The following is an 18,895-nucleotide window of genomic DNA, read 5'->3' as shown; positions in this document are numbered from 1 at the left end:
CTAAAACGCCAGAATTGAGGTTATTATGAGACGACGGACTAAGTTAAATCTGAATCCGAAACATGTGTTCATAGCTGTCGCCATCCTTTGTTTTGCTTTAATGTTTCTTTCTTATCAATTTGGCGACGAGTTATCTCCAATTAAAACAGTAGTTGGAGATGTCATTAGTCCTATGCAAAAGGGGATTAATACCGTAGGGCACGGTTTGTTTAATCAATTTGAAAAAATAGCTAGTTTTAATAAATTATTAGATGAAAATACCCGCTTGAAAGAAGAACTGAATGTTCTATCTTATGAAAATAAAATTCTTCTTCAGGATAAATATGAGTTAGACAGGTTTCGAGATTTATATAAGCTGGATAAAAAATATGCCGATTACCCCAAAGTAGCTGCAAGAGTTATTGCTGCAGATCCAAACAATGGTTTTAGTACTTTTCAAATCGACAAAGGTTCTGACGATGGAATTACAGTAGATATGAACGTAATTGCAGGTAATGGTTTAGTTGGGATTGTTGAAAGTGTTGGAAAAAACTATGCGACTATAAGATCTGTTATTGACGATTCCAGCAGTGTATATGGCATGTTTTTAAAAACTTCTGATACCTGTGTAGTTAGAGGCGACTTGGAAAAATTAGAAAAAGGCGTCATTGGTGTAGAAATGATTAAAAAAGAAGCTGATATACAGGATGGGTACGAAGTGGTAACCTCAAATATCAGTGATAAATATCTGCAAGGAATATTAATCGGTTACATAAGTAATATAACCGTGGATTCCAATAATCTGTCTAAAACAGCAGATTTAACACCGGCTGTTGACTTTGAACACTTAGAAGAGGTTTTAATTATTACAGAAGTAAAAGAAAAACTGGAATAAGTTAGCCCGGGAGGATATTCGTGAAACGATTTATAATTATTACCATTGAAATTTTATTATGTTTTTTGTTACAAACCACAATATTCCAATGGATAGCTCTTGCTAATGTTGTTCCGAATTTATTACTAATTCTAACCGTATCCAATGGATTTTTAAGAGGCAGAAAATCAGGTCTTACAGTTGGATTTTTTTGCGGGCTTTTAGTTGATTTGTGCTTTGGCAATTTAATTGGTTTATATGCTTTTATGTATATGGCAATTGGATATGCTAACGGCTTTGCCAATATAGTATTTGACAAAGACGACCAAATCATTCCTATGATATTAGTGGGTATCAGCGATTTTTTTTATTTCTTTTTATACTATGTTTTTAATTTTTTGTTAAGAGGTAAATTAAATATTTTCTTTTATTTTACAAGAATTGGTTTGCCTGAAATCGTATATACCTTATTAGCATCAATTTTCTTACTTAAATTGTTCTATATTATTAATAAACATATGGAAAAAGCTGAACAAGAGGAGGTTTGAGTTTATTGTTAGATATTATTTTAGAGAAATTAAAACAAATTGTTACCTCCAGATTAGTTCCCATAGCCCTTATATTCATTATATTATTCGGTACTTTAATAAACAGGCTATTTGTACTTCAAATCGTACAGGGAAAAGAACATTCAAAAGATGTCTCTTTGAAAAGAGTTAAAACAAGGGAGCTTAAAAGTGCAAGAGGAAACATATATGACAAAAATGGTGTTCTATTAGCCTATAATGAGCTTACCTTTGCAGTTGTACTGGAGGAAAGTACAGAACTTAGTACCAATGCTGATAGAAATACCATGCTTCATAAGTTGATTACTATCTTAGAAAAACATGGGAATGAAATAGAAAGCGAATTTGGCATATCCATTGATGAAAATGGTGAATTATATTTTAATGTGGAAGGCAATGCAGAATTGCGTTTTAAGAAAAATGTATATGGACGCCGTTCGGTAGATAAGCTGGAAGAGGAAGAAAAGAATGCCACTGTTCAAGAAGTATTTGAACATATGAGACATGGTAAATATATGTTTGCTATTTCAGATGAGTATTCCTTAGAAGAAGCGTTAAAAATTATGACCCTGCGTTATGCCATCTACACTAATTATCCAAAATATAATCAGATAATTATCGCTTCCAATGTTAGTGATAAAACAGTGGCTGCCATAGTGGAGAACAGCAAAAGTCTTCCGGGAGTTGAGATCAAAGAGCAGACCTACCGTAAGTATAATGATAGTGTATATTTTGCCCATATACTGGGTTATACCGGCTTAGTAAATGCAGAAGAACTGGAAAAATACAAAGAACTTAATTACAACAGTTCCGATTTTATCGGAAAATCCGGTATTGAAAAGGAATTTGAATCCTACCTTGCCGGTACCAAAGGCTTAGAGAACATTTCCGTAAATAACTCAAATAAATATCTGGAGACTATTGACCGCCTTGCTCCTATTGCAGGAGACGATATTTATTTAACTATAGACAGTGATTTGCAAAAAGCAATTTACCATATAATAGAGAAGAACCTTGCAGGTATTTTATTATCTAAAATTAATAATAGTATGAATGCAGGGACTAAAGGTACGTCTGCTTCTGATATCCGCATACCAATTTATGATGTTTACTATAATTTAATCAATAATAATGTAATCGATGTAAACGCTTTAAAAGAAAAGGATGCCACTGATTTAGAAAAACAGGTATATAATAAGTTTACAACAAAACAAAAAGATGCCTTACATGAAATCAAATCTTTACTTGATTATGGTAATACTTCATTATATAACAGTCTGACAGAAGAGGAAAAAGATTATATTTCATATATATATTCAGAATTATTAGTGAAGGGAAAGATTATCCTAAGCACATCTGGGGGCAGCAGCACCTCTGCTAACGGAACCAATGAATCTGTCTCCTACAATTATAGTAATTTTGAGGATAATAAATTCAGTTTTAGTCAATTTCTTCAACATGCAATTGCAAGCAATAATATTGATTTAACCAAGTTAAATATCAGTGATCAGTATTATAATACAGAAGAAATTTACGAAAAGTTATTGGAAGTCCTGATCGATACACTAAAAAATGACAGTAAGTTTGATAAAATACTATATAAATCCTTGGTATATTCGTATAAATTATCAGGAACTGAAATTTGTCTTTTATTATTTGACCAAGGTGTGATAAAATACAATAAGGAAGAAAAATCTAATTTAGAAAATGGTGTAATTTCGGCTTATTCCTTTATTACAGATAAAATAAGGACATTAGAGATTACCCCTGCACAACTGGCTTTAGACCCCTGCAGTGCTTCTGTTGTGGTTACGGATGTAAAAACCGGTGAAGTACTTGCAATGGTTTCTTATCCAAGTTATGATAATAACATGTTTGCCAATAAAGTAGATGCAGCTTATTTTAATAAGCTGAATAATGACCTTACAGGCCCTCAAAACCATCGTGCAACCAAACAAAGGACTGCACCGGGTTCTACTTTTAAGATGGTATCTGCAGCAGCTTTACTGGAAGAAGGAGCAGTAGGTCCATCTGAGACCATTTTAGATAAAACCATTTTTGATAAAATAGTTCCGTCTCCCAGGGACTGGACAACACATAGCCATGGGAAAGTAGATGTTACTACCGCATTGGAGGTCTCTTGTAACTACTTTTTCTATGAAGGTTCATGGCGTTTAGGTATGGACAGTACTGGTAAGAATAATGATCAAATTGGTCTTGAAAAACTTGCAAAATATGCAGAACTTTTTGGATTTGGAGAAAAATCCGGTATTGAAGTGGAAGAATATGATCCTCATATTTCTGACAAGTATTCCGTTCCTTCCGCAATCGGACAAGGTACCCATAATTATACTCCCGTACAGATTGCCCGATATGTGACTACCGTTGCAAACAGCGGAAAACGCTTTGATTTAACGTTGTTGGATAGAATTCAAGATAAAGATAATAATGTTTTACTGGATAATAAAGCAAAATATACAGAATTAACTACTATTAAAGATTCTACCTGGGATTTAATACATGAGGGAATGTATAAGGTTGGAAACGGTGCAAGAAGTTCTACCAGTAAAATGTTTAAAGATTTTGGAGTAACCGTTGCCGGAAAAACGGGAACAGCTCAGGAAAGTAAATCAAAACCCAACCATGCTTTATTTGTTTCCTATGCTCCTTATACTGCGCCGGAAATATCGGTAACAACCGTAATTCCCAATGGTCATGGTTCTTCTAATGCAGTGGAACTTACCCGGGATGTTTATAGTTATTATTTTGATTTGGAAGATAAAGATAAGTTAGTAAACGGCTTTGCAGAATTACCGGAAACGGAATCCAGAGGATTTGCCGATTAATAAATCCTGCTAAAACAAGGAAGTCTCTTATTCATTAGGCTTCCTTGTGAGTTTAAATTGTTATCCAGGAGGTAATAATGAATAATCCAGTTATTATTAAAGGTAATAAGTACGGTATTGTTGTTGTCTTGGATGCCTTCATGAAATTTGATGAACTGAAAGAAAAAATTGCTGAGAAATTTCGAGATTCTTCAAAGTTTTTCAGTAAAGCGCAAATGGCAATCAGTTTTGAAGGCAGGGCCTTATCCAATGAGGAACAACGGACAATACTTGATATTATTGCCGAAGAAACAGAACTTCATGTGGTTTGTGTAGTTGAAAATGATCCACAAAAAGAGGAAGTATTTAAGAAAGCTTTAGATGAAAAACTTATGGAGCTTTCCAATACTACAGGTCAGTTCTATAAGGGCAATTTAAGATCTGGTCAAGTTCTAGAATCAGAAACAAGCATCATCGTCATAGGCGATGTAAATCCAGGTGCAAGAATTGTTTCCAAAGGAAATATCATTGTACTAGGTTCCTTAAAAGGGACTGTATTTGCAGGTGCAACCGGTAATTCCAATTCCTTTGTTGTAGCACTGGATATGAATCCTGTACAGATCCGAATAGCTGATACTATTGCCAGATCGCCGGATAAACCCATTAAAGAGGCAAAAAAAGAAGCAAAAATTGCATTCTTTGAAGATGGTAATATATACATTGAAACACTAAATAAAGAAGTTTTAAATGATATTAATTTATAATAATAAGTGTTTGGAGGAAGAAATAGAATGGGAGAAGTAATTGTAGTAACATCCGGTAAGGGTGGAGTAGGAAAAACAACATCAACTGCTAATATTGGTACAGGATTAGCAAAATTAGATAAGAAAGTCGTTTTAATCGATACAGATATAGGCCTTAGAAATTTAGATGTTGTTATGGGACTTGAAAATCGTATTGTATATAATCTGGTAGATGTGATTGAAGGAAATTGCAGAATCAAACAAGCATTAATCAAAGATAAGAGATATCCGAATCTATACTTATTACCATCTGCACAAACCAGAGATAAAACTTCAGTAACACCAGAGCAGATGAAAAAATTAGCAGATGAATTAAGAGAAGAATTTGATTACATATTAATGGACTGTCCAGCCGGAATCGAACAAGGATTCAAAAATGCAATTGCAGGTGCTGACAGAGCATTAGTTGTTTCAACTCCAGAAGTATCCTCTGTACGTGATGCTGACAGAATTATAGGTCTATTAGAAGCAAACGAAATGAAACAAACCCATTTAATTGTGAATAGACTTAGAAATGATATGGTAAAACGTGGTGATATGATGTCAAGTGATGATGTTGTAGAAATTTTGGCAGTGGATTTAATTGGAGTTGTACCTGATGACGAGAATATCGTCATATCTACTAACCAAGGTGAACCTTTAGTTGGATCTGACACTTTAGCAGGACAAGCATATATGAATATATGCAGAAGAATCATAGGAGAGGAAGTTCCGTATTTGGATTTAAGCGGCAAGCAAAGTTTGTTTGCAAAACTTGCTGGTTTACTAAAGAAAAACTAATTGAGAGGAGAAAGTTAAATGAGCTTAGCAGATTTTTTCAGAAGAAAAACTTCTAGTAATGTGGCAAAAGATAGGTTGAAATTAGTCTTAGTTTCTGACCGCGCTGGCTGTTCTCCTGAGATTATGGAGCAGATAAAAAATGATATTATCGCCGTTATATCCAGATACATTGAGATTGATCTGGAGGGACTTGACATTAAGATTACACAAACAGAGTCTGAAAGTTCTAACGGGACAGTACCTGCTTTATTTGCCAACATTCCAATTAAAGACCTTAAGCAAAAAAAATAGTAAGGAAAATCTTTTATGTTTAATTTAAAGCAGTATAATTTTAAAAACTATAATATATCACTGGTGATAATGGTTGTAATATTAAGCAGTATTGGAACTTTTTTAGTCCGCCTGGCACAGCAGGAAGGTGAAAATCTTTTTAAGAAGCAGGTAATTGGTGTTATTGGCGGTCTTTTGGTTGCATTTATTGTTTCTCTTATTGATTATCATTTTATTAGTGAGTTCTACATTTTACTCTATATAGTCAATTTAATATTATTGGTTTTAGTAAGATTAGTTGGTGTGGAATTTAATAATTCAAGAAGATGGCTTGACTTAAAAGTTACAACCATTCAGCCTTCTGAATTTAGTAAGATTTTTATGATTATATTTTTGGCAAAAATGTATACAATATTAAGAGAAAAGATGGATCGCTTCTATGTACTGGTGCTGACAGGAATATTAATGGGCATACCTACCTTCTTAATATTAATACAAACTAATTTATCAACCAGTTTAGTTATGTTATTTATTTTTGTAATCATGATATTTGCTGCTGGTTTAAGTTATAAAATTATATTACCCATATTGGTCATCGGAATTCCTTTGGTAGGAGGATTATTCTGGTATGTACAGCAAGATTTTCAGGTGATTTTAACAAATTATCAGCAAAAGAGGGTAATTGCTTTTTTAAATCCTGAATTAGAGGCTTCTACTGATACTATCTATCAGCAAGGAAACTCTGTTGAGGTTATTGGTTCAGGTCAATTAACCGGCAAACTACTTACAGAGGGGATTGATTCTATTCAAGGCGGTACTTACGTACCAATATCGGAAAGTGATTTTATATTTTCTATTTTAGGTGAGGCTTTTGGATTTATAGGAGCATGTGTTATAATATTCTTATTGGCTCTTATAGTGTTTCAATGCTTAAAGACTGCCAAACACGCTTCGGACCGCCTGGGTATGTTAATTGCTACAGGTATAGCTGCTATGTTTATGTTTCAGGTTTTTGTAAACATAGGAGTTACTACAATGATTTTACCTAACACAGGGATACCATTACCTTTTGTTAGTTATGGTCTTAGCTCCTTAATGAGCTCTATGATCGCTATAGGTTTAGTTTTAAATATTAATTTACAAAGAAAACGAAAAGGGGGTAATACCTAATGAATATTGGACTAATAGCACATGATGCTAAGAAAAAATTAATGCAGAATTTTTGTATCGCTTATCGTGGTATTTTAAATAAGCACACTTTATATGCAACAGGAACTACCGGAAGATTGATTGAAGAAGTAACGAATCTTTCTATTCACAAATACTTAGCCGGTCACCTTGGAGGAGAGCAGCAAATGGGTGCTCAGATTGAACATAACGAAATAGATCTTGTAATTTTTCTAAGAGATCCGTTAACTTCAAAATCCCATGAACCGGATGTAAATAATGTTGTACGTTTATGTGATACACACAACATTCCTTTAGCTACTAATTTGGCAACAGCTGAATTGTTAATTAAAGCTCTGGATCGCGGAGACTTAGATTGGAGAGAAATATTTAAAGCTTAATAAATCAAGTATCATTGTATTGTTTTATTGCTTATTAACCATTTATATTATTTCTTGGATTTAAGATATGGAATTGGAGATAAAGCATGAAGAAAAAATTTATAGCTGTCATTTTAACAGCTGCCATTTTAACCGGATGTAGTAACACTCCAACTATTTTATTAACTTATTTGGAATCAAACCAAGACGAATATCAATATGAACAACCAGAGAATATAGATATAGCTGAATTTTTTGCAACTGATTTAACCGTTATTCCTGACGACTTAAATCATATGCAAAATTCAGATATTACTGCCACATCATCACTGATTATTAATACTAGTGATGATGAAGTTTTATATGCCAATAATGTTTATCAACGTCTCTATCCGGCCAGTTTGACTAAGTTGATAACTGCTTTGGTGGTTTTAAGACAGGGTGATCTAAATGATACTGTAACCATAAGTTACAATGCCTCTCATATTACGGAAAGCGGCGCAAAGCTTTGTGGCTTTAAAGAGGGGGACAAAGTTAAATTAGATGCATTGCTTAACAGCTTATTAGTTTATTCAGGCAATGATGCCGGAATCGCTATTGCAGAACATATAGGCGGTTCCGAAGCAGGATTTTCCAAGCTAATGAATGAAACAGCTAAAAGTATTGGTGCAGTTCATTCTAATTTTATCAATGCACATGGTCTTCATGATGACAACCATTATACAACAGCTTATGATTTATATTTAATTTTTAATGAATTACTTATGTATGATAAATTTGTCTCAATTATTAACCAGGCAAGTTATACTATTCAATATACCGATAAAGATAATCATCCAAAAGAAGTTCAGTTTTTAAACACCAATCGCTATCTAAAGGGTTTGGAAACTGCACCGGAAGGTATTACCGTAACAGGCGGAAAAACCGGAACCACCAGTAAAGCCGGAAACTGTCTGATATTACATAGTAAAGATAGTAATAACAAATCCTATGTTTCATTAATTATGCAAGCAAGTGATGGTAACAGTTTATTTTCACAAATGACAAAATTATTGAATATGATTCCTTAACTATAATTTACTAAAATGTAAAAATTTAAGTTGTAATTTGTGTGATAATATACTATAATTAAACTATATTAATTATATATTTATCTAAATCAACCATATTTTGTACACATCTTAAGGAGGAGATAATAATGATACAGATTATTGCTGGTGAAAAAGGAAAAGGTAAAACTAAAATCCTGATTGAAAAAGCTAATAACGCAGTAAAAGAAGCAAAAGGCAGTATTGTTTATCTTGACAAGAACAACAAACATATGTATGAATTAAGTAATAAGATTCGATTGATTAATGTAAAGTCTTACTGTATTGATAATTGTAGCGAATTCTTAGGTTTTATCTGTGGTTTAATTTCACAAGATCATGATTTGGAACATATATTCTTAGATAGTTTCTTAAAACTTGCCAATATTGAAAATTCTGATTTATTACCTACCCTAGAAAAATTAGAACATATATCTAATGAATTTAATATAGATTTTATTCTTAGTTTATCTCGCGATGAGGTAGATTTGCCAGAGCCTGCAAAGAAATTTGTCTCTGTATCCTTATAAGGTGTACTAAAAGGTTAATTACAAATCCAGTTACCGGATTTGTTATAAAATAAAATCAAAATTACTTATTAAAAGCAGCAAGGGACTGATTTTATATCAGTCCCTTTTTGTTGTACTTCACAAGAAGTCTTATTCACCTCTTGTTTATAATGATAGTAAGTATAACTTAAAGCTAAAACAACTATAACTGGATTGTTATTTTGAACTACTAATCATTTTGAACTCTTCCAAAGAAGCTTAATGCATATAATCCAGCTACGCCTATCACTGAGTACAAAATTCTTGATACGATAGTCATATCACCAAAAATTACTCTGACTAAATCAAAACCGAAAAAACCAATTAGGCCCCAGTTAATGGCTCCAATGATTACTAAAACTAATGCAATATAATCTACTGTTTTCAATTGTTTACCTCCTTTTTGTTGCATTAATTAGTATTACCATATTTTTATCCAATATTCGAAAGGTTATTTATAAAAAATACAAATAGTACTTTCATTATGTTTCAAATATAAGTATAATAAAGAAGATACTATATAAGCAACACATAAGGATGGCTTATATACAGTACATAAGCAAAATCATGGACAATAAAAGAGATTGCTTATTTGTATGAAGGAGGTTTTTATTTGGCAGAAAAAGTTACAAAATTTCGAAAACGCAAGAACGTGAATATAGGTGTGATTGTGTTTCTTATTATATTTATTTATGTTATATGTGTGGTATATATATATCTTACAAAGGATCATTTATCCATTTATGAAGTAAGAGAAGGATTTACAGCAGATAATAATGTTTTTAACGGGTTAATTCTAAGAAATGAAGAAGTAGTTTATTCCGGTGCCGCTGGTTATATTAACTATTATCATAGAGATGGAGACCGTGTGGCAAAAAATACCACCATTTTCACTCTTGATAAAAATAAAAAGTCTTATGATTTAATAGGTAATGGTGAAAATGCACTTACCATATCCTCTGATAATACAATGGAAGTAAAAAAAGAAATCATGAATTTTCATAATGATTTTAGCAACAGCAATTTTTCTACTGTATATGATTTAAAATATGAACTGGATAATATGGTACTTGAAATTGCAAATGATAATTTTATAAATAATTTACATAATATTATGAGTGAGAATGGGACAAGTAATTCCATAAAAGTTAATCATTCCAAAATCAGTGGCGTTATTTCCTACACCATAGATAATATGGAGGATATAACTACAGATTCCATTACAGCGGAGAACTTTAATCCGGAAACTTATAATAAAACTCAGCTTCGTACCATGGAATTAGTTGAGAAGAACAGTCCTATCTATCGAATCATAAAAAACAATAATTGGAATATCATTCTTTTGTTGGATGAAAATCAATATAAGAAATTACAGGAAAAAGAAAATATTAAAATAACCTTTACTGATACAGAAATAAGTACGACTGTGCCAATCTCCACTTTTCAAAAAGGCGCTGATTATTTTGCAAAACTAAGCTTAACAAAATATTTGGATCGTTATATCAGTGACCGCTTTGTATCAATCGAATTGGAAACCAATTCTGCCAAAGGACTTAAAATACCTACTTCGGCAATTGTAAAGAAAGATTTTTATACCATTCCATTGGAATTCTTTACCCTGGGTGGTGATTCAGGCAGTACTGGTATAATGAAAGAATCTTACAATACAGATAGTGGTGAAGCAGAATATGTATTTGTTCCTACCGATATATATTATAAGACTGAAACTTTAGGATATATAGATGGCAGGTTGTTTGAAAATCCTGGTGTCTATATACGTTCTGAATCAGGAGAACGGTATCAGGTTGGTCCAAAAGAAGCTTTAGAAGGTGTATTTAATGTAAATAAAGGTTATGCCACCTTCCGCCGGGTTGAAATATTATATAAAAATGAAGAATATTGTATCATAAAAGATAATACTGAATATGGACTGTCTGTTTACGATCATATTGCATTGGATGGAAAAACTGCAGTTGAACAGGCTATTATCTATTAGAATCATCACTATATTAACAAATATGAAAGGTCGTGAATCCATTGGTTAAAGAAAATTTAAAAATCGTAGAGGAAAAAATAAATGCTGCCTGTTTAAGAGCAGGACGGTCAAGGGAAGAGGTTACTTTAGTAGCAGTCAGTAAAACAAAACCTATCTCTATGATAGAGGAAGCAATGGATGCCGGTATAATAGAGTTTGGTGAAAACAAAGTACAGGAATTAACCTCCAAGTATGAAGTATTACCTAAGAATTTAAATTGGCATCTAATAGGCCATTTGCAAACTAATAAAGTAAAATATATTGTTGATAAAACAGTGCTTATTCATTCTGTTGATTCTTTAAAGCTTGCCATACAAATAGATAAAGAATCTGCTAAAAAAAATGTAATCAGTAATATTTTAATTGAAGTTAATATTGCAAAAGAAGATACTAAATTCGGTGTATATGCAGAAGATATATATCCTCTGATCATGGAAATATCAAAGTTAAAACATGTTCAGATAAAAGGTCTTATGACAATCGCTCCATTTGTGGATGAGCCTGAAAAAAATAGGATTCATTTTAGAAATTTGCGACAATTAAATATTGACATAAAATCAAAAAACATTGATAATGTTCATATGGATATATTATCTATGGGGATGACTGGAGACTATGAAGTTGCAATAGAAGAAGGAGCAACAATAGTACGAGTTGGGACAGGTATATTTGGTGAGCGTAATTATTCTATATAATTACCGGAATATATTTACAAACATAATAAAGCGTATATATAAATAATCATGATAGGAGATTGGCATATGGCTAATATATTTAAAAACATTTTAGATTCACTTAAATTAACCGAAGATGATGATTTCGATGATTACGATGATGAATTAGAAGAAAAAGAAGCGAAACGTGCCGAGCGTATGGAGCGTAAAGTAGAAAAGCAAAAGTTGAAACAGCAGTCAATGGAAAGAGAAGAAACATTATCTGACTTTAGTGCTTCCTTCCAAGAACCTAGAAAAGAAAGGGTGACCAGAATGGAAAGAACTACAAATAACAAAGTTGTTCCCATTAGAACAACACCCAAGGGATTTGAAGTCTGCATTATGAAACCTACTACCTTTGAAGATTCTCAGGATATTTGTGATATGCTGTTATCTAACCGTGCAGCTGTTATTAATTTAGAGGGGATTGATGTTGATCTGGCTCAGAGGATTATGGACTTTGTTTCAGGTTCCGTATATGCTTTGAATGGTAAGTTACATCAGATTTCCAGTTACATATTCATTATATCACCTGATTCTGTTGATATTTCCGGTGATTATCTTGATTTGGTTCAAAGTGATGGATTTGAAGTACCCACTTTGAATAGAGAATTTTAAAATATAACTATAAGGACTTAAATATGAATATTTTAATTTATAAAACCTTTTATGTTTTTTTTAATGTAATTGAAATTATTTTATTTGTATATATTATTTCTTCCTGGTTTCCGATTCCTAATGGGATTAAGAAAATTTTATTAACATTAATTAATCCCTTTCTTGATCCCATTAGGTTTTTATTAAAGCGTTCAATTTTTAATACATCTGTTTCAGATTTTTCGCCTATTATAGGTATTGTTATATTATCCTATCTTCAAAATGTGTTATCCCAGCTTATTGCATAAATCAGAGGGAAAGATATACAATTAAGAATCATCTTATATCATGAGCATAAAGCGTGTTCATGATCTTGGCACCCCACTCAGAAAATGCAAACAAGTTCGCATTTTCTCGTTCCGTTTGTATTATACCATGTTTTTAGTTAGGAGACAGCTTTGAGTAAGGATAAAGAGGAACTGTTATTAAGAAAACGAATTATGGAATTGGCAAAAGTTGCTGATAGGAAAGGCATGGCTACGTATACTGACTTTTTGAATTTAAACGAAATCAGTATATTTAAAAGTATGAATAATGAATTACCTTATATAAACTATCAATTATATGGTGGATACGAAGGCGCAGAGCGAAATGTTATATGCTTTTACGGAGATGAATCTGTAAAGGCTTTTTCCAGTTACATTACCTGTATTCGAATAAAACCTTTAAATAAAAAATTCAGTGATGATTTAACCCACAGAGATTTCCTAGGTGCCATTATGAACTTAGGATTAGAACGTAGTAAAATTGGTGATATTTTGGTGAAAGAAAAAGAAGGATATATATTTTGTTTATCCGGAATAAGTTCGTTTATTATAGATAACTTAGAAAAAGTAAAACATACCTCCATTCAATGCGAAAGAATGAACGAGGAAGCACCGGAGGTTCGTCCTTCCTTTAAAGAAATCAGGGGAACCGTTTCGTCTCCAAGACTGGATTCTATAATTGCACTTGCTTTTGGTTCTTCCAGAAGCAGTATGCTAAGTCTTATAAGCAGCGGAAACGTGTTTGTAGATGGCCGTCTTGTGGAATCAAACAGTTATGTACTAAAAGAAGGTGAAACAGTATCTGTAAGAGGACATGGCAAATTCATTTATAAAGAATTGCAAAGTCAGACCAAAAAAGGCAGATACTATTGTTTAATATTAAAATATACTTAGGAGGAAGCATATGATAACACCAATTGAATTACAAAGTAAAACATTTAAAACAGGGATCGGCTTTGATAAAAAGGATGTGGAATATTTCATAAGTTCTTTACTTGGTGACTATGAAACTTTATATAAAGAAAATATTGAATTAAAAGATAAATGTAATGTACTTAATGAAGGTATTAATTATTATAAAACCATCGAGAAGACTATTCAAAAGGCATTAGTTCTGGCTGAAAAAACGGCAGAAGAGACCAAAGAAGCTGCAAGGCAGGAGGCACATGCCATTAAAGAAGAGGCACGGGCAAAAGCAAAACTTATTCTTATGGATGCACAGAATGAATTGGATAAGATTCACCAGCAGACTATACAAATAGTGAGACAATATGAAGCATATAAGGCTCAATTTAAATATTTAGCAAAAGCTCAAGAAGAATTATTAGAGTCTGATGCCTTTAATATACATATTGCAAATCTGGATGCATTCCTGAATCAAAAGGATGATAGGAAAGAAGATAAATATAATAATTTGCAAAAAGATGCCCAAACAGATAAGCCAAAAAACACACAAAAGGATGCTCAAACAGATACACAAAGCAACGTAAAAAAAGATGTTCAAATCGCTCAGAAGGACACCGTAACTGACATGCCGGATAATGCTCAAAATGGCATGGAAAAAGATGATTCCACAGATTCCCCAAGGAATGATGAAATGGACAGGCAGAAAAATGATATTTATGACGACTTTGAGTTTCTTAATGTAGAGGAAGAGGAACAGTTATAAATAAACTTATTCTATACATAAGACCATTTAGAAAGGCACAGGTGTTATTTATGAATTCCAGCATTACTGTTAATTATAATAATAAGCCAATTTATGATATTCTTATAGAAAATGACTATGTTCAATTGATAGAAGAATTAGATAAATTGGGAACGGAAAATCTTAAACTCTGTATTGTTTCTGATACCAATGTCAGCAAGCTTTACATGGAGGAATTAAGGAGTTTATTAAAGGAGCACGCCAAAACAGTAGAGACTTTTGTGTTTAGATCAGGAGAGGACAGTAAGAACCTGGATACAGTATATTCTTTATATGAGCATCTCATAAGGGCAAAATTTGACCGAAAAGACCTTTTAATTGCTTTAGGTGGTGGTGTGACAGGTGATCTAACAGGATATGCCGCTGCCACCTACTTAAGGGGAATTGGATTTATTCAAATGCCTACCTCATTATTGGCAATGGTAGACAGCAGTATCGGTGGAAAAACCGGTGTTGATTTTCAATCCTATAAAAATATGATTGGAGCATTTCACCAACCTGAATCTGTTTATATAAATCTAAGTACTTTAGAATCCCTTAGCAATAGACAATATTATGCAGGCTTAGGAGAGATAATAAAACATGGTTTAATAAAAGAACCGGATTACTATCAATGGTTGAAAGACCACAAAGATGAGATAAAATCCCGTGATATTCCAGTGATGAAAGAAATGATATATAGAAGCTGCCTGATTAAACGGGAAGTAGTAGAAAAAGATCCCAAAGAACTTGGAGAGCGTGCTTTATTAAACTTTGGGCATACCATCGGCCATGCTGTTGAAAATTTGACAAACTTTAGTCTTTTGCATGGAGAATGTGTAGCTGTGGGTATGGCTGCTTCCTGTTATATTTCTTATAAAAGAGGGTATCTTTTAAAAGAAGAGCTGGATAATATAATTGGTTTTATCAGCAGCTTTGATTTACCTGTTAAGGTATCCGGAATAGACCCGGAAGAAATCTTTCAAGCTACTGCTCATGATAAAAAGATGGAATTTGGAAAATTAAAATTTATATTATTATCAGAAATAGGGCAGGCATTTATGGATACATCTGTTACACAGGAAGAGCTTATGGATGGAATTCGATTTATATTAAAATAAAATTCATATTACTCGTATATAGACCGAATCAGGCCACAGCTCAATGAACTGCATGGATCAGAACTCCATGCTATATTATAAAGAAAATATCATAAACACTATTATGATATAAATCTTAACTTATGAACAGGTAAGTTAAGAACAACTGGAGGATTTATGAAAAAATTGCGACATTTGCTATACCTGATACTTTTAATTGCATTAGATCAATTAACAAAATATTATGCTGTAACTCAATTAAAAAAGGAATCTGTTACAATTATTCCAAAGGTATTTAAGTTGCTGTATCATGAAAATACAGGTGCTGTATGGGGGATATTAAGTAATCAAACCGGGCTGTTGGTTGTCTTTTCTTCTATCATTATGCTGGCTATGATTTTCTTTTACTTTAAGATACCTGCTGACAAACACTATAATTACCTTCGAATTGTTTTAGTATTTATTACAGCTGGAGCAATCGGTAATTTAATTGATCGTATTTTTAGAAAATATGTTGTTGATTTTCTTTATTTTGAATTAATTAATTTCCCTATCTTTAATGTAGCGGACTGCTATGTAACTGTAGCTTCCGTAGTGCTTATTATTCTATTCATATTTTATTATAAAGATGAAGATTTTGAATTTTTGGGAAAAAGTAAGAAAAAAAGTGCTTAAATTATGATGACATAAAATTGTAAAAAACTTCCATAACTGTGAATTAGAACATCTCCAAACTTTGGGAAGAAATTTAAAATAATTTTGTTATTAAGATGCCGTAAAGCGGCATCTTGTTTAAAATTTAAAAATATTATATAGAAAGATGCCGCGAAATGATTCTTTCAACCTGATTTTGTGGCTGTATCACATCAATAAATAGATATGATACGTAATGAGTGTAAAAATGAATAATTTTATTGATTTATTAGTAGAAAAAGAAGACAACAAAACTAGAATTGATAAATATATAGCGGAAAATATAGAAGATCTGACCAGGTCATATATTCAGAAATTAATTGAAGATGGCTTGGTTTTGGTAGATGGAAAACAGAAAAAATCTAATTATAAAGTATCGGAAGGTGAACAGATAACAGTTGAGATACCACCTCCAGTAGATTTGAATATAGAACCAGAAGATATTCCTTTGGATATTATTTATGAAGATAAAGATATTATTCTTATCAATAAAGGAAAGGGAATGGTAGTCCATCCGGCTGCAGGGCATTATTCCGGTACTTTGGTAAATGGTCTGTTATATCACTGCAAAGATGAATTGTCCGGTATTAATGGAGTATTACGTCCGGGTATCGTCCACCGTATTGATATGAATACCACCGGTGTTATAGTTGCCTGTAAAAACAACGAAGCTCATCAGTTCATAGCAGGGCAATTAAAAGTTCATTCCATTACCCGTAAATATAATGCTATCGTCTATCATTCCTTCAAAGAAGAAAGTGGGTCAGTGGATGCACCCATCGGAAGACATCAAACGGATAGAAAAAAGATGGCTGTTAACCAGAGAAATGGCAAAAATGCAATCACACATTATCGGGTAATTGAAAACCTTAAAAATAAATATGCTCATATTGAATGTACTTTAGAAACCGGCAGAACCCATCAAATACGTGTACACATGGCAAGTATACACCATCCTTTATTAGGTGATGATGTATATGGACCGGGAAAAGATCCTTTTCATCTGGAAGGCCAAGCATTACATGCCAGAGTGTTAGGTTTTATCCACCCTACCACAAAAAAATATGTAGAATTTGAAGCACCTTTACCGGATTATTTTGAACAGTTACTTACAAAATTAAGATAGATAAAAAGGAGTGCTAATTTTGAAAAGGAAACGAATCGATAGTTTGCTGGAATGGAAAGAAAATTATATGAATAAGCCTCTCCTGTTAATGGGTGGAAGAGGTACAGGAAAGACTTATTTAGTAAATGACTTTGCAAAGGCATTTTATGCAAAATCCATCTATATTAATCTTGAAAGAGTACCGGAATATCATAAATTATTGGATGGAGAAGATGTATCTGTTTGGATTCAGAATTTATACATGCTTTCTGATACTCATCCTTATGCATCTGAACGTCTGGAGAATGAGGATGAGCCGGTATTATTAATTATGGATGAAGTTTCTTTTTATCCCCCTTTTATTGAAAAATTAAAAGCCTTAATGAAAGCCAATCCACCCTTTCAGATCATATGTATAACTAGCTTTCGCATTGACCTGTGGGAAAAGGATGATTTCTTTTATGTATTGCAGCTTTTTCCTTTAAATTTTGAGGAATTTTTAATTGCTACAGGTAATGACTGGTATGCTGAAGCAATTAGAATACATTATTCCTCCAATAAAAAGCTTCCGGACATTGTTCATCGGGAATTATTAACCTTATTCGAAGACTATTTGCAAACAGGGGGAATGCCTGCTGCTATAAATGAATTTATCAATATGGAAGGTAAATATAATGTCTCAGAACAGCATAGAATATTAGCCAATGCATATTTATGGGATGCCAGGAGCCGTAATGACGAAGGAGATGGGTTAAAAATCAGCCAGGTTTATAACATCATGGATAAACAGCTTATAAAAGAAAACCGCAAATTCCAATATAACTTAATTCGTAAAGGTGCAACTAATGCAATGTATGAAAATGCCGTTCAATACATAACCGATACTTTCTATGGAATAAGATGCAATAAACTTGCAGAAGAAGCATTGGAAAGTGCCTGTAAAGCAGAAATAGATTCGAATATATCACCTCAGTACAAATTATATATGTCAGATGTGGGAATGTTATATTCTTCATTAAAACAAATTGAGGTCAAACATCCGGATCAGATTAGAAAAGGCCTTATTGAGAATTATGTAGCTCAATCTTTATACGCAAATGGATACCATCTTACTTATTGGGAATCCAACTCACAGGCTAAAATAGATTTTATTCTTTATAAAGATAATTATTTACTTCCAATCGAAGTGAAGACCGGTAATATAACTCGTTCTAAAAATTTAAGTGTATTAAGAACAAAAAGTGAATCCATAAAGGAAGCAATAAAAATTTCAACCAGAAATTTTGAATATTCCGGAAATATAAAATATGTACCAATCTATGCAGTATTTTGCATTTAAAGCTTAGTTTCTATATTGAC

General features: G+C 32.5%; 21 protein-coding genes. 20 read left to right on the top strand and 1 reads right to left on the bottom strand.

Annotated features, from left to right (window positions below; translation table 11 throughout):
- Positions 1–25 precede the first annotated feature (25 nt).
- The 10 genes from mreC (at position 26) to BM183_RS02535 (ending at position 9,262) form a co-directional block, all read left to right on the top strand.
- Entirely contained in the window at positions 26–874 is an 849-nt protein-coding gene (gene mreC, locus BM183_RS02580) for a rod shape-determining protein MreC (protein ID WP_091684213.1), read from the top strand.
- 20 nt (positions 875–894) lie between these two features.
- On the top strand, positions 895–1,401 hold the full coding sequence (mreD, locus tag BM183_RS02575) for a rod shape-determining protein MreD (RefSeq protein ID WP_170847869.1): 507 nt from the start codon (positions 895–897) through the stop codon (positions 1,399–1,401).
- A 5-nt stretch (positions 1,402–1,406) separates the two neighbouring features.
- A complete protein-coding gene (locus tag BM183_RS02570; protein WP_170847868.1) occupies positions 1,407–4,265 on the top strand; it encodes a penicillin-binding transpeptidase domain-containing protein in 2,859 nt (952 codons plus the stop codon).
- A 77-nt stretch (positions 4,266–4,342) separates the two neighbouring features.
- Complete coding sequence (gene minC, locus BM183_RS02565; RefSeq protein ID WP_091684210.1) at positions 4,343–5,008, top strand: septum site-determining protein MinC; 666 nt, start codon at positions 4,343–4,345, stop codon at positions 5,006–5,008.
- A gap of 27 nt (positions 5,009–5,035) precedes the next feature.
- Positions 5,036–5,827, top strand: coding sequence for a septum site-determining protein MinD (minD, locus tag BM183_RS02560; protein WP_091684209.1), 792 nt, complete (start codon positions 5,036–5,038; stop codon positions 5,825–5,827).
- 18 nt (positions 5,828–5,845) lie between these two features.
- Positions 5,846–6,118: a cell division topological specificity factor MinE gene (gene minE / locus BM183_RS02555; protein ID WP_091684208.1), complete on the top strand. Its 273-nt coding sequence runs from the start codon at positions 5,846–5,848 to the stop codon at positions 6,116–6,118.
- A 15-nt stretch (positions 6,119–6,133) separates the two neighbouring features.
- Positions 6,134–7,267, top strand: a complete 1,134-nt coding sequence (locus tag BM183_RS02550; protein ID WP_091684207.1) for an FtsW/RodA/SpoVE family cell cycle protein — start codon at positions 6,134–6,136, stop codon at positions 7,265–7,267.
- Entirely contained in the window at positions 7,267–7,665 is a 399-nt protein-coding gene (gene mgsA, locus BM183_RS02545; RefSeq protein ID WP_091684206.1) for a methylglyoxal synthase, read from the top strand. Before BM183_RS02550 ends, mgsA begins: the two co-directional genes overlap by 1 nt.
- Positions 7,666–7,751: 86 nt before the next feature.
- Positions 7,752–8,714, top strand: a complete 963-nt coding sequence (locus BM183_RS02540; RefSeq protein ID WP_091684205.1) for a D-alanyl-D-alanine carboxypeptidase family protein — start codon at positions 7,752–7,754, stop codon at positions 8,712–8,714.
- A 128-nt stretch (positions 8,715–8,842) separates the two neighbouring features.
- Entirely contained in the window at positions 8,843–9,262 is a 420-nt protein-coding gene (locus BM183_RS02535) for a twitching motility protein PilT (RefSeq protein ID WP_091684204.1), read from the top strand.
- 208 nt (positions 9,263–9,470) lie between these two features.
- Here BM183_RS02535 and BM183_RS02530 read toward each other — a convergent pair whose 3' ends face one another.
- On the bottom strand, positions 9,471–9,692 hold the full coding sequence (locus BM183_RS02530) for a DUF378 domain-containing protein (RefSeq protein ID WP_091684203.1): 222 nt from the start codon (positions 9,690–9,692) through the stop codon (positions 9,471–9,473).
- Between the two features lie 201 nt (positions 9,693–9,893).
- Between BM183_RS02530 and BM183_RS02525 the strand changes: the two genes are divergently transcribed.
- From BM183_RS02525 to BM183_RS02480, 10 genes are all read left to right on the top strand, one after another.
- On the top strand, positions 9,894–11,276 hold the full coding sequence (locus tag BM183_RS02525; RefSeq protein ID WP_091684202.1) for a biotin/lipoyl attachment domain-containing protein: 1,383 nt from the start codon (positions 9,894–9,896) through the stop codon (positions 11,274–11,276).
- 41 nt (positions 11,277–11,317) lie between these two features.
- A complete protein-coding gene (locus BM183_RS02520) occupies positions 11,318–12,010 on the top strand; it encodes a YggS family pyridoxal phosphate-dependent enzyme (protein ID WP_091684201.1) in 693 nt (230 codons plus the stop codon).
- A gap of 66 nt (positions 12,011–12,076) precedes the next feature.
- Positions 12,077–12,646: a cell division protein SepF gene (locus BM183_RS02515; protein WP_170847866.1), complete on the top strand. Its 570-nt coding sequence runs from the start codon at positions 12,077–12,079 to the stop codon at positions 12,644–12,646.
- Positions 12,647–12,669: 23 nt separating this feature from the next.
- The gene (locus tag BM183_RS21610) at positions 12,670–12,933 is read left to right on the top strand and encodes a YggT family protein (RefSeq protein WP_091684199.1); all 264 of its coding nucleotides are present in this window, start codon (positions 12,670–12,672) and stop codon (positions 12,931–12,933) included.
- Between the two features lie 150 nt (positions 12,934–13,083).
- Complete coding sequence (locus BM183_RS02505) at positions 13,084–13,845, top strand: YlmH family RNA-binding protein (RefSeq protein WP_242960818.1); 762 nt, start codon at positions 13,084–13,086, stop codon at positions 13,843–13,845.
- Between the two features lie 10 nt (positions 13,846–13,855).
- A complete protein-coding gene (locus tag BM183_RS02500) occupies positions 13,856–14,620 on the top strand; it encodes a DivIVA domain-containing protein (RefSeq protein WP_091684198.1) in 765 nt (254 codons plus the stop codon).
- A gap of 50 nt (positions 14,621–14,670) precedes the next feature.
- The gene (gene aroB / locus BM183_RS02495) at positions 14,671–15,759 is read left to right on the top strand and encodes a 3-dehydroquinate synthase (RefSeq protein ID WP_091684197.1); all 1,089 of its coding nucleotides are present in this window, start codon (positions 14,671–14,673) and stop codon (positions 15,757–15,759) included.
- 156 nt (positions 15,760–15,915) lie between these two features.
- Positions 15,916–16,413: a signal peptidase II gene (lspA, locus tag BM183_RS02490; RefSeq protein ID WP_091684196.1), complete on the top strand. Its 498-nt coding sequence runs from the start codon at positions 15,916–15,918 to the stop codon at positions 16,411–16,413.
- Between the two features lie 226 nt (positions 16,414–16,639).
- Positions 16,640–17,557 carry an RluA family pseudouridine synthase gene (locus tag BM183_RS02485; RefSeq protein WP_242960815.1) on the top strand — a complete coding sequence of 306 codons (918 nt, stop codon included), beginning with the start codon at positions 16,640–16,642 and terminating at the stop codon, positions 17,555–17,557.
- Positions 17,558–17,576: 19 nt separating this feature from the next.
- Positions 17,577–18,875 carry an ATP-binding protein gene (locus BM183_RS02480; RefSeq protein WP_091684194.1) on the top strand — a complete coding sequence of 433 codons (1,299 nt, stop codon included), beginning with the start codon at positions 17,577–17,579 and terminating at the stop codon, positions 18,873–18,875.
- The last annotated feature ends 20 nt before the right edge of the window (positions 18,876–18,895 follow it).

The sequence above is a fragment of the Anaerocolumna aminovalerica genome, assembly GCF_900115365.1.
GTDB classification, from domain to species: Bacteria; Bacillota; Clostridia; order Lachnospirales; family Lachnospiraceae; genus Anaerocolumna; species Anaerocolumna aminovalerica.
The sequence above is the reverse complement of the archived record's forward strand: the minus strand, read 5'-3'. Positions and strand labels throughout refer to the sequence as shown.